11 protein-coding genes are annotated in these 15,138 nt (G+C 37.1%); 2 read left to right on the forward strand and 9 right to left on the reverse strand.

Annotation, left to right across the window (positions count from 1 at the left end; translation table 11 throughout):
* Positions 1-8: 8 nt before the first annotated feature.
* The 3 genes from A8L44_RS15430 to A8L44_RS15440 all read right to left on the reverse strand — a co-directional run bounded on the left by A8L44_RS15430 (position 9) and on the right by A8L44_RS15440 (position 4,172).
* The gene (locus A8L44_RS15430) at positions 9-1,973 is read right to left on the reverse strand and encodes an ABC transporter ATP-binding protein/permease (protein ID WP_066108336.1); all 1,965 of its coding nucleotides are present in this window, start codon (positions 1,971-1,973) and stop codon (positions 9-11) included.
* 278 nt (positions 1,974-2,251) lie between these two features.
* Positions 2,252-3,013, reverse strand: coding sequence for an SDR family oxidoreductase (locus A8L44_RS15435; RefSeq protein ID WP_066108337.1), 762 nt, complete (start codon positions 3,011-3,013; stop codon positions 2,252-2,254).
* Positions 3,014-3,386: 373 nt separating this feature from the next.
* Positions 3,387-4,172, reverse strand: a complete 786-nt coding sequence (locus A8L44_RS15440) for an SDR family oxidoreductase (protein WP_066108594.1) — start codon at positions 4,170-4,172, stop codon at positions 3,387-3,389.
* Positions 4,173-4,475: 303 nt separating this feature from the next.
* On the opposite strand from A8L44_RS15440, the gene A8L44_RS15445 reads away from it, so the two are divergent.
* The gene (locus tag A8L44_RS15445) at positions 4,476-5,570 is read left to right on the forward strand and encodes an SH3 domain-containing protein (protein WP_066108340.1); all 1,095 of its coding nucleotides are present in this window, start codon (positions 4,476-4,478) and stop codon (positions 5,568-5,570) included.
* Positions 5,571-5,685: 115 nt separating this feature from the next.
* On the opposite strand, the gene A8L44_RS15450 is transcribed toward A8L44_RS15445, so the two are convergent.
* The 4 genes from A8L44_RS15450 to A8L44_RS15465 form a co-directional block, all read right to left on the reverse strand.
* On the reverse strand, positions 5,686-7,185 hold the full coding sequence (locus tag A8L44_RS15450) for a malate:quinone oxidoreductase (protein WP_066108596.1): 1,500 nt from the start codon (positions 7,183-7,185) through the stop codon (positions 5,686-5,688).
* A 278-nt stretch (positions 7,186-7,463) separates the two neighbouring features.
* Positions 7,464-9,110 carry a DUF2075 domain-containing protein gene (locus tag A8L44_RS15455; protein ID WP_066108344.1) on the reverse strand — a complete coding sequence of 549 codons (1,647 nt, stop codon included), beginning with the start codon at positions 9,108-9,110 and terminating at the stop codon, positions 7,464-7,466.
* A 53-nt stretch (positions 9,111-9,163) separates the two neighbouring features.
* Positions 9,164-9,466 (reverse strand): nucleotide pyrophosphohydrolase, encoded by a 303-nt coding sequence (locus A8L44_RS15460; RefSeq protein ID WP_066108347.1) that lies wholly within the window; start codon positions 9,464-9,466, stop codon positions 9,164-9,166.
* Between the two features lie 403 nt (positions 9,467-9,869).
* A complete protein-coding gene (locus A8L44_RS15465) occupies positions 9,870-10,433 on the reverse strand; it encodes a TetR/AcrR family transcriptional regulator (protein WP_066108350.1) in 564 nt (187 codons plus the stop codon).
* A gap of 151 nt (positions 10,434-10,584) precedes the next feature.
* Between A8L44_RS15465 and A8L44_RS15470 the strand changes: the two genes are divergently transcribed.
* On the forward strand, positions 10,585-11,439 hold the full coding sequence (locus tag A8L44_RS15470; protein ID WP_066108353.1) for a DegV family protein: 855 nt from the start codon (positions 10,585-10,587) through the stop codon (positions 11,437-11,439).
* 409 nt (positions 11,440-11,848) lie between these two features.
* Here A8L44_RS15470 and A8L44_RS15475 read toward each other — a convergent pair whose 3' ends face one another.
* Both A8L44_RS15475 and A8L44_RS15480 read right to left on the reverse strand, forming a co-directional pair.
* A complete protein-coding gene (locus A8L44_RS15475) occupies positions 11,849-13,510 on the reverse strand; it encodes a M4 family metallopeptidase (RefSeq protein WP_066108356.1) in 1,662 nt (553 codons plus the stop codon).
* 280 nt (positions 13,511-13,790) lie between these two features.
* Complete coding sequence (locus A8L44_RS15480) at positions 13,791-14,768, reverse strand: tRNA dihydrouridine synthase (RefSeq protein WP_066108600.1); 978 nt, start codon at positions 14,766-14,768, stop codon at positions 13,791-13,793.
* Positions 14,769-15,138: the final 370 nt, after the last annotated feature.

Raw genomic sequence — 15,138 nt, forward strand, 5'->3', positions numbered from 1 at the left:
ATACTTTCCTACTCTCTGCGTAAAGAGTCAACTGGATCCAATTTAGCCGCTTTATTGGCGGGCATAAGTCCAGAAAGCATGCTAATAATGATGCTAGCAGCAACACCGAAAACAAGATATGCTGGGGTTATTTGTACAATTTCAAAATCAATTAATTTAGTTGAAAGGCTATTAGCTACAAAGGTTAATAAAGAGGCTGCCAGAACACCGATAATTCCACTCGATAATCCAATCAGGAATGCTTCAGATACAAAAATTCTTCTAATATCCATGCGTCTTGCACCAATCGCTTTTAGGACCCCGATTTCCTTCGTACGCTCAACAACACTAATATGGAGAACAACCAAAATCATGATTGCTGAAACAAAAAGTGAAATGCCTGAAATCCCGGTTAATACATATGTCAAAACATCCAGCATTTCGTTCATCATAGCTGTCATTGTTTCTTGCGATGAACCATTGTAGCCCATATCCTTGATTTTTGCTTTTATATCTTCCGTAAACTCTTCATTATCTGCAACTAAATAGATACTTGTAGGATCCAATGTCTGACCGTTATCCTCTGCAAGCTGTACCAGATCCTCATAATTGGCATAGATTAAATCCATCGCTGCAAATTGACTGCCTAATGAAATAATTCCACTAACCGTATAGGTTTTTTCATATAACTGTTCATTAAGCATTAGCGTTACGTTAACATCTTTACCGATCATATCTCCGCCTAATTTTTCAGCGGTACCCTCCGCAAGGAGAATTTCTTGTTTTCCAGGTAAAGTGCCTTCCTTAATACTCGTATCTGTTATGTTAGATGAAATGGTTGTAATCATCATCAAATCAACCTTTTTGTCTCCATATTTAACCGCATTGGAGCCAAATGAGATGAGATTAAATCCCTTTTCCACTGAAGAAACATGCTCGATTTCGGATAATTTCTCGATATCCTTTTCCTCAAATGGTGTCTGTTCTCCCATCATCGATAGCATCATTGCCTGATTTTCATCCACTGATGGCGGAAGTTCCTCTTCCTCAGAAGGCATATTAACTTCTACGACAAGCGGATTCACCATACTGTTCATAGAGTCATTCATATAGGTCTTCACACCATTTCCTAATGAAAGGAAAAAGATGACACTCATGATTCCTATGCTTGCTCCTAATGAAACCCAAACATTTCTACCAAGCTTCTCTTTCATATTCAGAAATGCAAGTTTCACGGCCGCCACAAAGCTAAGGTTTTCACCACCCTTCTTTTCCACTTGATTGGATTGAGGTTCCATTTGTTCTAGAGGTTCTCCTCTGTCATCACGGATAATTTTCCCATCTGCAATTTGGATTACCCTTGAGGAATGGTTCGCTACTCGCTCAGAGTGAGTAACCATAATAACCAGCTTACCTTGCTTAGCAATATCTTTTATGATCGCCAATACTTGTTCCGTTGTTTCAGAATCAAGTGCTCCGGTTGGTTCATCGGCAATGATGATTTCAGGATCATTAATTAATGCACGCGCAATCGCAACCCTTTGCTTTTGACCGCCGGATAATTGATTTGGCTTTTTATAAATATGATTTTTCAAACCAACCTGAGTTAGAATCTCCTCCGCTCTTTTAATGCGTTCCTCTTTCCCTACATTCGATAAAGTCATCGCAATCGTGACATTATCGAGGACAGACAAATGCGGAATCAGATTAAAGCTTTGAAAAATAAAGCCTATTTTATTTTTTCGATATTCATCCATTTCTTTTTCATTAAACTCACCAATATTCTTCCCTTCAAACTGAACGGAACCGGTAAAATCAGAATCCAACCCGCCAATCAGATTCATTAGAGTGGATTTACCACTTCCTGATTCACCAATGATGGAGACCAATTCTCCCTTCTCAAAGGAAACATTAACATCTTTAAGAGCAGGGAAGTATTGACCATCTGCAATCGGGTATTGTTTGTTCACATGATGCAACTCAAGTACTTTCATATACGTTTGATGACACCCTTTACTTATTAGTCTCTTGATGTAATTAGTCTGGTCAGTTTCATGACAGTTTATCAAGTAAGACTACTATAAGTGACAACCTGTCACCTGTCAATTAATTATATTAAAATAATATTTATTAACTGAATATATTTTATTTAAAGTGATTATGTGAAATTTTGTTATTTAAATATATATTTTCTTATTCAAAAGAAAAAGCAGCTTGTCCCTCTAAATCAGAGAAACAAGCTGCCTAATTGTAATCAATTATTTAATATTTATTAGAATGCTGAAGTCCAACCACCATCAACTACTAAAACTGTACCATTTACAAAGCTGGAATCCTCAGAAGCAAGGAATAAGGCAGCTGCTGCAATTTCTTCCGGCTGTCCCACTTTAGGAATCGCAGCTTGTGCTAATCTAGAACGTCCCATTCCAAATTCATTAACTTTTCCCATCGATGCAGAAATATTGGTCTCAACCGCACCTGGTGCGATTGCATTACAGCGAATGCCTTCTTTTGCATACATAAAGGCTGTGTTCTTAGTAAGACCAACCACCGCATGCTTGGAAGCACCATAGGCTGCACCTGCATGAGCACCGTTTAATCCACCAGTAGAAGCAATATTTATAATTATGCCTTGGCCTTTTTCCTGGAATAATGGAACGACCTTACGCATGGAACGCATAACACCTTTTGTATTTACATCAAAAATTAAATCCCATCTTTCATCTTGTATATCCGCAACAGGTTCGAAACCATCCATAATGCCTGCATTGTTAACAAGTATATCTAATGTACCAAATTCACTAACAGCTGTATCAATCATTCCCTCGATATCTTCAAGCTTTGCAACGTTCACTTGCAATGCTTTCGCTGTACCACCATTGTTTGTAATCCCTTCGACTACATTTTCAGCACCCTCAAGGTTAAGATCTGTTACAAGGACTTTAGCTCCTTCTTTTGCATAAAGCTCTGCAATCGCTTTCCCCATTCCGGATGCTGCACCTGTTACAACCGCTACTTTTCCCTCTAATTTCATTTTGAACTACCTCCTCATTAAAGTATAGGCTCTGTTTATCCATACGGATTTTAAAATTTATACTTGGATTTGTCTGTGACACTTCGTATTAATCCAGCATAAAAGCGAGACATACCCAATGTCCTCAGATCCATTTCAAGTAAAACCTGCTTAGCCAACATAACGGACTTTAACATAGCCTAATTTTGCCTAGACATAAAAGAAAGTAAGTTTACCCGAAAAAAATGATATTCTTGCTTCAGGAATATTTTAACTTATATTTAAATTTAAATAAAACTAAAACACCTAACCTACTAGATCAAAAGTTGGACACAATGTGACAATTAGTAGTTAAAGAGAAAAAAGAGTGAAAGTATATTAAGACTTTGTCGAATTAAACTTCCATCCCCCACTTTTTCTGTTCAGCTTCCTTCATCTGTTTTTCTGTTTGCTCTGGATAAACTGTACGGAATTTATGGTGTTCTGCCGGGATAATTTCTATCATTTTTTCAATCATATCCTCTGGATCCATTTGATTTTTCAATCCCTCTTCCATTGCTTTCATATCTTCTTTACGGGTAAAGTGTTCTTCCTCATTAAACCAATTCCATTTTTCTTCTACAGCCCGATCGTTGAAACCCGTATCAAATGAACCCGGGTTAATAGTCGCCACCTGTATGCCAAACTCTTTTAATTCATCCTTTAATGTCAAAGCCATTGCTTCAATGGCATGCTTGGTCGCTGCGTATGGACCTGCATAAGGAGTTGTCATAATGCCTGCCATTGAACTTAAGAAAACAATTTTGCCCATACCTTTGTTAACCAGCTTTCTTGCAGCGATTTGAGCTGTCTCAAGCGTGGCAAAAACGTTCACTTCAAAGATAGCGCGGAACCGTTCCATTGGTATTTCAGCGAGCGGTCCACCTTCATTAATCGCGGCATTCGCCACAAAAATATCAAAATCATATTTATCAATTTCTCTTAAATCAATAGGATTGGTAATATCGAGCTTAAAAACTTCCATATTTATTCCCAAGTCTCTCGTTTCCCGCATAAGCGCTGTTTTCTGAGATGTCGTCTCAGTCGTCGCTATGACATGATGACCTTTTTTCGCCAGACCAATAGCCGATCCTTTGCCGAGTCCGCTCCCTGCTCCAGTAATAAAAATTGTTTTTTCCATTTTATATTTCCTCCTTTCCCCTTCTATCACTTCTTTTTTCTTCTTCCCGATGGCAATTAGCATAAACATTCATCCATTGGCTGAAAATTATTACTTGATATCTGCTATATTGGTAAACCATGTATTAATTTTAAAAATATTTCATTAAATATCCGTAAAATTCATAGAACAATAGAACGAAATTGGGCAGGACCACATGATTAAAAAATTTAAATCTAGTAAAATAAGAAGAGCTCGTTTACGACTACATTTAGAAGTAAATAGAATAAGGAAGTACATAAATTATTAAGGAGAAGTGAATACATGATCAAAAAGGGGATTGCAATCATAATCGCACTGTTCGTGATTCTTTCAGGTCTTCCCGTGGAAAATAACGTTCAAGCTGCATCATCCAAATATGTAACGGCCAGTACACTAAATGTACGAAGTGGTCCAGGAACTACATACAAAGTTGTTACAACTGTTAAAAAGAATACCTCAGTCAAAGTAGCTCAAACGAAAGGCTCATGGGAAAAAGTAACGGTTGGAAGCAAGACTGGCTGGGTTTCCAGCAAATATTTAACATCTAAAAAACCTGTTGCAGAAGTAACTTCTAAAACGATGTATGTCACAGCAAGTACATTAAATATTCGCAGTGGAGCCGGAACTAAGTACAAAGTAGTTACAACTGTTAAAAAGAACAGCTCAGTTAAAGTAACTCAAACGAAAGGCTCTTGGAGCAAAGTAATCATTGGCAGCAAAACCGGTTGGGCTTCCAGTAACTATTTAACTTCCAAAAAGCCCGCAGCTCCGAAAAATTTAGCTGAAGGCTTAAAGACAGTCGAAAGCAACAAGCAACTCATTCTCGTTACTTCAAGTGGATATAATACATCGAAAGCTGAAATCCGCACATTCGAGAGGAACTCTAAAGGAAAATGGGTACCTGTATTAATAACCAAAGGTTATATTGGGAAGTATGGATTTGCAAAGGAAAAGGACATGAAAGAAAGTGGCAAGAGGTCTCCGATTGGGAAGTATACAATCGGTACAGCTTTTGGCCGAAAAGCAAATCCCGGAACAAAGCTGAATTATCGTAAAATCACAGCGGATGACGTATGGGTTGATGATCCGAAATCGAAACTATACAACACTTGGCAGTCCAAAAAGAAAACCAAGGGTCAATGGAAAAGTGCAGAAAATATGAATATATCAGCCTACACATATGGGTTTGTAATCAACTACAATACGAAGCGAACACCTTATAAGGGAAGCGCAATCTTCTTCCACATTGGCAACAGCTATACTTTAGGCTGCACCGCAACATCTGAAGCAAACGTGAAAAAGATTTTGAAATGGTTAGACCCTAAAAAGAAACCAGTCATTATTCAGACTCCAATTAATGAACTTAATACGTACTAATAAAACAACCCTGCATTTGTAAGTCTAGTGCAGGGTTGTTTCTACTGTTCATAAAATAAAGATAGGGCAACCCGCTTAGTATAGTGAGTTGCCCTTATTTATAATTAAGCTATGCTTAGTTACAGATCATTTCTTTTGTACAAAGTCCCAGTGTTTCTGTAGTTGATTGATTAATTTCTTTGAAAAGATCAGGATTTTCCATTAAAGATAGACCATAAGATGGAATCATTTCTTTTATTTTAGGTTCCCACTCCTTCATATTTTGAGGGAAACATTTATCCAATACTTTAAGCATAACGTGAACAGCAGTAGAGGCTCCAGGAGAGGCTCCGAGCAATGCAGCAACCGAACCATCTTCAGCACTGACCACTTCTGTACCAAATTGAAGTGTTCCCTTTCCTTTTTCTGTATCTTTGATTACTTGCACACGTTGGCCTGCCACAACTGTATGCCAATCTTCGCTGTTGGCGTTTGGAATAAATTCACGTAATTCCTCCATACGCTTCTCATTCGATAGCATGACTTGCTGAACCAAATATTTAGTCAATGCCATTTCTTTAACTCCCGCCGCCAGCATCGTAATAACATTATTCGGTTTTACGGACCCAAATAAATCAAAGTTGGAACCAGTTTTTAAGAACTTGGGCGAAAAACCGGCAAATGGCCCAAATAATAACGTTTTCTTATTATCGATATATCGTGTATCTAAATGAGGAACAGACATTGGTGGTGCACCAACCTTAGCCTTTCCGTATACTTTTGCATGATGCTTTTCAGCGATTTCCGGATTGTTACAAACCATAAACAGTCCGCTTACAGGGAAACCTCCGATATGCTTGGACTCCGGAATGCCTGTTTTTTGAAGTAAAGGGAGACTTCCGCCTCCTCCACCGATAAAGACGAAATGTGCCGTATGGTACTCAAGTTTACCATCTTCTAAATCATGCACCTTCACCTGCCATAGACCATCAGTGGTACGTTTAATATCTTCTACACTATGACTATAATTGACTTCTACACCGCTACTATGTAAATGTTCAAACAGCATACGTGTTAACGCACCGAAGTTAACATCGGTTCCTGAATCAATTTTTGTGGCTGCAATCGGTTCATCCGTTGAGCGTCCCTCCATTATAAGAGGAATCCATTCTTCTAGTTTCTCTGGATTCTCTGTAAATTCCATTCCTTCAAACAAAGGATTTTTAGAAAGCGCTTTAAAACGCTTTTTCAAAAAAGTTATATTATCCTCTCCCTGCACTAAACTTATATGAGGAATTGGCATGATAAAATCCTGTGGATTTTGAATCAAATTTCTGTTAACCAAATATGACCAAAACTGCTTCGATTGCTGAAACTGCTCATTAATATTGATAGCCTTGCTAATATCTAAAGATCCATCAGCTTTTTCAGATGTATAGTTAAGCTCACACAGTGCAGAATGACCCGTCCCTGCATTATTCCATTCATTTGAGCTTTCTTCCCCTGCACTTGCAAGTTTTTCAAATACTTTGATGTTCCATTCAGGTGCTAACTCTTTAAGTATTGCCCCCAATGTCGCGCTCATAATCCCGGCACCAATTAAGATAACGTCTGTTTTCTTCTGCATGTTGCTCATTATAACCATCCTCATCCCCTAATTTGTAAAAAAGAGCAAGCTCTCCTGTTTAAACAAAGCAAAAAGAAAGGCTCTACTTAAGAAACCCTTTCATCTCATTTTTTACCATATCTCATACCATTATAATGATTCTTCGACTAAAATTTCTACTATTTACAGATAATTATAAACTATTTGTCGTTTTTATTGAAGATGGAAGCTTTTATTTAAAGAGAGGCAGACAAAACACCTTATACCCTTATTCAGATTGGTTAAGGGTTTTGCCTCTTATAATGAAATCAGCTTCTTGTGTCCTGCCTAGGAAATCTATTTTCTTGAAGTTTTAACAATCTGTCCCTTAATTCCGGATCATGTGCATATATGTACAGGCCATGTATGCCCCTCTTCATCAGTATGTTAAGTGAATTTAAAATAATTCTTTCCATAATTTCTTCACTGTTTTTATACTCATTCCTTCCCCTAAAGGCCTCTGTATCCTTATAGTTTTCAGGAATGATTTTTAACATATCTGTTTCCTTATCATAGCCGATTGATGGACCTAGAATAACCCCAACATAATTTAAGTCAAAGCCCTGAATTGTATAAATGGATCCTACTTCCTTTATGGTATTTGCTTCTTCTGCCCATGTATGATTTCCATAATCATTATTCCATGGAAGTTTAAAACCATCCTCTTCCACATAATAGGTTTGTCCATCTTTCTTATGTATATAATCGAAGGTGGACACAATTCTCGCCAAACCAAATTTGTTATTCTGCTCTTGGATTACTTTATACATTTCTGCTGCCGATTCGAAAATCCGAAAATCATATGCGTCTTCAATCGGCATCGGTGTAATTTTCTTTTCCACAAAATAATTAATCCAATTGACCATATTATCGGAGGCACGCATTCGAAATTGATTTGTCAGTACATAATTCCCTGTATTACAGCTCTTTGTGATTGAGTATAGCTTTTCTTCGTCCCAGTAACTTTTCATTTTCAAGACTTGCTTGTCATCATAGACGATAATGGCTACCTTGCTATGTCTAATGATCTCTTCCAATTGATTTTCTTCATTGAAATTATTGTAACTATCAGGTTTTGTTAACAATAAATGAGCTTCATCTACTAGAACGATATCAGCCTTTTTCCCCAATTTCTTTCGCTTGTTGATAAATGTTGTCGGCTTTTCAAAATTCTTTTTAGAAAGTACTTTAACATTTCCAGCTATTTTTCTATAGGTCTTTAACATCTCAGAATGATTAACTAATAAATAGTTTTCAGTTTTGGATAAATCGTTATCTTTTTCCTTGGCGAGCTCTTGTATTTTATTAAAAACCGAACTTAAGACAACACTCTTTCCGACACCCGCTTCCCCTTTAATAAGAAAAACAAACGGTTTTTCATCCTTTATATGTTCTTTGCATACCTTTATAATTTCCTGTTGCAGCTCTAACTGTTCAGTCGTCATTTCCTTAAAGGGGGATAACTTAAAGATATCTTTATTTTCAATTGCTTGTGCTGAATGATCGACAATTTTTCTTTTTAAAAGTTCAGTCCAAATTTCATCAAAAATTTGTTCGTCATAGTATTGTTTTTCATAATAATTATGCATTACATTCTTTGCAGTTTGACTCTTGTTCTGCAGCTTATAACGCTCATCCGCCAAGAAATAATTGATTAGCTTCGTTTCTATATTATATGTAGCAGAACGATTAAATTTATTATGGATAATTAAGGACATCTTACTTAATGATTTTCGTTCATTATTATTCAGATGGTCCCTCATCCGATTTTTGACTGCCACTGTTTCGCCTATATAGACCGTAGTTTCATTGTTCAGAAAATACACGACAGGATAATCAATATAATACCCGCTCAGGCGATTTATTGATGCCTTGTTAAAAGGCAGTGTCTCTATTTTTACTGTACTTGTACTCATACCGCACCTCCACATCACACATGATTGTAAGCTGAATATGATTCATAATATGACTATTTCTTTGCCGGAGCCGGGTATTTTATGGCGTTCTTCTTCAGTTTCTTGAGTGCTTCCTCTTCCAGATTGATATCCAATTTATCCGCTAACTGCAAGAGATAGATAAATACATCGGCCATTTCTTCTTTTATATTGTCTATTGAATCAGCCGCTGCCTCTTCGCTATCTCTCCACTGGAAATTCTCCAATAATTCATTCGCTTCCAATGAAATCGAAATCGCTAAATCTTTCTCATTATGATATTGTCCCCAATTCCGCTCATCCCTGAACTCTAAAACCTTTTGTATGACTTCTTTCATTTTTTATTACCACCTAGTCTTTTATTCGATATATTCTACTTTACCATTTTTAATATAAAATATATAAAAACATTATCCAGTAGAGTTTTCGGTTAAGAACTAGTTAGAAATAGAGTAAATACACTATTGAAAGGAAGGCTTTGTTGATTCGCTATTGATTTCTAAGCTTGCCCTTCACTTTCCTTAATTTACCAACTTTACAATTATCCACTGCTTTTATCCGCCTAATTTATTCATCATAGGAAATTGATTGTTTTAAACAAATGCGCAGTAAAGTTAACAAGATACTGGTTTCTCCTATTTATTGCATAAGGAAAAGACCCTATATTACGAAAAAAAGCTCTATGAAAAAATTTAGGGCCAGTAGAATATCTTTTACTTTTTTTGATTCAGGTATCTTTACTTACTTCCCATAAATAATCTTCGCCAGACCGTAGTGACTTATATTTTCAATCAGATTGGCAATCTCTGAGGGAGACTCCTTGTAATCATTTTGAATCCATTCATTCAGGATACCTATTGTCCCAGCAGTTATAAACGTTGATAGATACCCCACTTGTGTTTGCGGTACATTTTTCCCGTAACGATTCCACTTTTCTATACATTTCATATGGGCAATATCTAACACATCATCAAGAAAGTCTTTTCCGTTCTTCAAAGTAAAGAGAATTCTGCTCAGTTCCTTATTTCTTAGAATCACCTCAAGAATTTCATTTGTAAATCCCGAAATCGTGTAGTCGTCCTTTGAAATGGAGATAGCTGCCTTCAGTTCATCCACATATTGACTCTTTAGCTTCTCCATCAAATCATATACATCCTCATAGTACCGATAAAAGGTAGCCCGATTGATTTCAGACTTTGTACATAGCTCGGTTACGGTAATTTTATTGATTGGCTTTTGTTCTAACAATTCAATAAATGTGTCTTTAATTACTTTTTTGGTATATCTTATTCTGCGATCTTCCATCCATTCTGACTCCTATTCTTAAACAAATCGTCCCATTCTGTTTAATAACTTTCATTCTGATTAAAATTGATGATTGATGCTTCCGGGGCAACATTATACAATGATAACAAATTTTATACAACACAGTGTTTAATAACTAACGGAGGTTTTCATGAAGAATATATCAATTATTACCGATGGAAGTTGCGATATCCCAGCAGAGGTAATCGAAAAATATGGAATAAAATTAATTCCTCTTCATTTTCAGTTTGAGGATCAAATAGAGTACGGTTCCGAACGTAAAATGGAAATTACGGAGTTTTATAATAGATTAGCAAATGGCCAGGTTGCCAAGACCAGTGCCAGCTCTCCTTCAGCCGCAATTCAAGTATTAAAAGAAGAATTGGAAAAAGGAAATGATATCATTTGTGTAACTCTTTCCAGCGCATTAAGCTGCACGTTTAATAATATTAGATTGGCAAGTCTGGAATTACTAGATTCATATCCGGAAAGTCGCATCGCCGTAATCGATTCCTTGACCGGTTCTATGGCTATGGGTATGTTAGTGGTTAAAGCTTGCATGATGAGAGATGAGAAGTATTCCTACGACCAAATTGTCGAATATCTGGAAGAAAACAAACAATCCTTCCACGTGGAATTTTACGTGAATGACTTACAATACTTAGCCAGAGGTGGCAGACTAAATCCGGCTATTGCGAAGATTGGTGGACTAATCGGAATCAAGCCAATCCTTTCTGTTACAGATAATGGAGTCATTGAATCTGTCTGCAAAGCTCGAAAAACATCCGGTGCAACCAAGCAAATCAAAGAAAGATTCCTAGCTTCAAATGTTGAGAGAGAAATGATTTGTATTTTACACTCTAATAATCTTGATCATGCATTAACCTTAAAAGCAGATCTAGAATTAGAACAATCCTTCGATCAAGTATTCATCACTGAAATCGGCCCATCCATTGGCAGCCATACAGGCCCAGGTTGTCTAGGACTTGCTTATATAAAACAATAAATGAGAATAGAAGGGATATCTCCGATTGGGCGACAGGAGATTATCACCTAACTAAACTCAATGAGCCAATTAGAGTATCAAACATTGATATTATTGCCTCAATAAGAGACAAAAAGAGATTGGGACAAAAGGTCTCCAGCATCTATAAAAGCCGAACTATTATATAATGCAGTGTTAACATCAATTATTAATAATAGTTCGGCTTTTTCTATTTAGATTAATAAAAATCAAATACATCATTCGGTTTTAGACATAGTAAATTTAGTTATGTCCCAGCCTCTTTTTAATGTAGAAATTTCCTACTCTGGATCGCTAATAGTTTATATATGCACATAAAAAATCCCTTAAACTCATCGTCTAAGGGAGCAAATAAATATAAACTAACCTTCCTTCAAGTCATCTGGATGAATTAATAGATTCCCACCGCATCAAAACCAGATTGTACGGCCGCCTCTTCCTCGCTGCCTTCACCATACAAATCAATAGCAGACTGCACAATTGCGTTCCGAGCATCGCTAAAATTGGAATTAGAGGTTAAATAAACCGTTAAAGCTCGATAGTAGATTTTCCCCAATTTTTCTCTTCCAAGTTCTTGACCGATCAGGTATGCAGCATGGTTTGTAATAGATGAATTAACATGGACACCACCGCCATCTACGGAAGTCGGCATATGATAAAACTCATCCATATGGTCTGGATAGACACCACCATTTGTGCTATATTCTCTTCTTTGCTCGTTGCTGACGATTACACTGTTAGGATTACTTAAACTGCGCAATACCGTCACCCCTTCAGCTTTGGCAGCTGGTGCCATAATATCCTCTCCCATTTCCCAGTCACCATCATCAACTAGTACACCAAACACGTCAGCAAAAGACTCGTTTAGTGCTCCTGATTGATTCCGGTAAACCAGATTAGCTGAGTGAGAAATTACACCATGGGTCATTTCATGAGCAGCTACATCAAGACCTGCTGCCAGAGAAATCATAAACTCTCCATCTCCATCACCGTAGGTCATCCAACGTCCGTTCCAGGAAGCATTATTATAATTGGTACCATAGTGGACTTTAGATATAATTGCCATTCCCTCTCCATCTAGAGAATTACGGCCATGCTCGTTTAGAAAATACTCGTATACTTTTTCGGAATTATAGTGCGCATCGACAGCAGCACGATCGTAGTCTTTGATAAATGAAGCTGAATTCCCTACATAAAGCGTATCATTACTGGAAGTGTTATCGTTTTTGGCATCGTATGTTTCAATTCCACCAAGGTTAGCATGAGCATAATCCGCTAAAGAAAACTTAGTACCAGAATTCGCTTCCTTTACACGGGTAATGTGTAATTCTCTGCGTTCTCCATGCACACCGATTCCTGTACCTTTTTGTGTTTTTCTTTCAGCGGCATGCATGATGGCATTATACTGATCAATTATCTCACCCGTTTGTGCATCTACAAAGACAAACCAGTTTCCAGGTTCCACACCCATAAAGTTAACATTTACTTTATAGACTGTATGGTTTTCTCCTTTAAAAGGATAGACAACCAATTCAGTAGTAGGTTCATATGTCAGCTCTTCAGGGGCTTTAACAGAGGATAAGGCTTCTTTTACTGCTCTTTCACTGCTTAAAGAGACAGCTGTATTCACTTTTGATTCACTAAGTGTCTGATTCATCCTACCATTAACGGATTCAACTTCATTATCCTTATTAAAATGAACGATAATGTCTGAACCTTCAACATTTACTCCATTTACCGTCTGATTAAAGCGGATATGCGTCATGCCCAGTTCATCCTTTTGTACATCTTTCACCTTCAAGTTTTTCTCCGGATTACTGATTCCAGTCTTTCCTTGACTATTCTTCAAATAATTCAAAGCATTGGAAGGGGTACTAGAAGAGTATTTTTCAGCAGACCGCTCCTTCACGAATAAAGGAACGCTAGCCCTCTCATTCCACTCCTTACTAACTGCTTTCGAATTAACTGGCTGTGCAATTACACTTCCGGCCGGAATCGAGCCTACTAATATAGCGGATGTTAAAAGTACTGGTACTATCAATTTTTTCTTCAATGTATTCCCTCCACTAAACCCTATTTTATTCATTATAAAGCGGAGGAAGAATAATATCATGAATAATTTGAATTATTAAAATATTTAAATCGATAGATAGTTAATCCTACAATACTAGAAGCAGCAATAGATTATTCTAAAGGAAAAACCCTTAGACATGCGGAAAACACGCAGTTCCAAGGGTTATTTTAAGATTAGGATTACTTCATAACATACCATACAGATTTGAAATCCGTTCTACTATAGAGAAGTAGCAACAATTTTCTCATTCGATTGCTTCTTACTTTTCGTCCATCCCATTAAGCTCTTCAAATTTATCGATCAATGCACGCGCTTCATCTGAGGACTTCGTATTCATCAACTCATTTCTTAATTCACCAGCCCCATGGAATCCACGGACATAGATTTTAAAGAAACGATGAAGATGTGTATACTTGCGAGCTACTACTTCTAAATATTTATCATGGAGATCTAAATGCAGCCTCAAGAGATCCAGCAATTCCTTACTGCTATGTTCCTTTGGCTCATGCTCAAAGGCAAATGGATTTTTGAAAATACCACGCCCAATCATAATCCCATCTACACCGTATTGTTCAGCCAGTTTCAATCCCATTTCACGGTCAAGGATATCTCCATTGATCGTTAAAAGTGTATCGGGTGCGACCTGATCACGAAGTTTCTTAATCTCCGGAATAAGCTCCCAATGAGCATCTACTTTACTCATTTCATCTCTTGTACGCAAATGAATAGAAAGATTAGCAATGTCTTGCTTCAATATATGTGTCAGCCAATCACGCCATTCGTCTATATCCGCGAAACCAAGCCGCGTCTTCACACTTACCGGCAATCCCCCAGCTTTAGCTGCTTGTATTAAATCGGCTGCAACTTCGGGACGGCAGATCAGACCACTTCCCTTCCCATTGTCAGCTACATTAGGTACGGGACATCCCATATTGATATCTATGCCTTTAAACCCTAACTCCGCCATACCAATACTCATTTTTCGGAAGTTTTCAGGCCTGTCACCCCAAATATGGGCTACCAACGGTTGTTCATCCTCTGTATAGGCTAAACGTCCACGCACACTCTCTTTTCCCTGAGGGTGACAATAGCTTTCCGAATTTGTAAACTCTGTAAAAAACACATCAGGTCTCCCAGCTTCACTCACGACATGACGAAAAACAACATCCGTCACATCTTCCATTGGTGCCAGTACAAAAAAAGGTCGTGGTAGATCACGCCAAAAATTTTCTTTCATATTCAAATTCCAATCCTCTCATTAAATGGGATATCATATAAAAATCTATCCCAAAACTAAACAGAAATAATCTTCTTTTACACTTATAGCATGCTTGGGCACTTTTTATCAAACTATAGAAATTTTGAACATATTATCCCTTATTATGAACAAAAAGTACAAAGAAAACCAGGAAAATTAGGTCCAGTCTGGTCAATGATAAAGTACATCAACCATGTTCATATTCATTACTTACTTATTTCCAAATTATTTTACTAAGATATTGAATTGCTAATCTGAATAATTCCTAGTAAGAGAACCAATATATTAATGGAATGGAACAGAAGAAATCAAATAGACGATATTTCACTTGATTGTCATCCTCATCAGT

The sequence above is a fragment of the Bacillus sp. FJAT-27986 genome, assembly GCF_001685035.1.
In the GTDB taxonomy this organism is placed as follows: Bacteria; Bacillota; Bacilli; order Bacillales; family Pradoshiaceae; genus Pradoshia.

Coding starts and splice junctions, on each gene's coding strand:
- A8L44_RS15430 (WP_066108336.1), bottom strand. CDS start 1,973: ATGAAAGTACTTGAGTTGCATCATGTGAACAAACAATACCCGATTGCA.
- A8L44_RS15440 (WP_066108594.1), bottom strand. CDS start 4,172: ATGGAAAAAACAATTTTTATTACTGGAGCAGGGAGCGGACTCGGCAAA.
- A8L44_RS15465 (WP_066108350.1), bottom strand. CDS start 10,433: ATGGAAGATCGCAGAATAAGATATACCAAAAAAGTAATTAAAGACACA.
- A8L44_RS15435 (WP_066108337.1), bottom strand. CDS start 3,013: ATGAAATTAGAGGGAAAAGTAGCGGTTGTAACAGGTGCAGCATCCGGA.
- A8L44_RS15480 (WP_066108600.1), bottom strand. CDS start 14,768: ATGAAAGAAAATTTTTGGCGTGATCTACCACGACCTTTTTTTGTACTG.
- A8L44_RS15460 (WP_066108347.1), bottom strand. CDS start 9,466: ATGAAAGAAGTCATACAAAAGGTTTTAGAGTTCAGGGATGAGCGGAAT.
- A8L44_RS15455 (WP_066108344.1), bottom strand. CDS start 9,110: ATGAGTACAAGTACAGTAAAAATAGAGACACTGCCTTTTAACAAGGCA.
- A8L44_RS15470 (WP_066108353.1), top strand. CDS start 10,585: ATGAAGAATATATCAATTATTACCGATGGAAGTTGCGATATCCCAGCA.
- A8L44_RS15450 (WP_066108596.1), bottom strand. CDS start 7,185: ATGAGCAACATGCAGAAGAAAACAGACGTTATCTTAATTGGTGCCGGG.
- A8L44_RS15445 (WP_066108340.1), top strand. CDS start 4,476: ATGATCAAAAAGGGGATTGCAATCATAATCGCACTGTTCGTGATTCTT.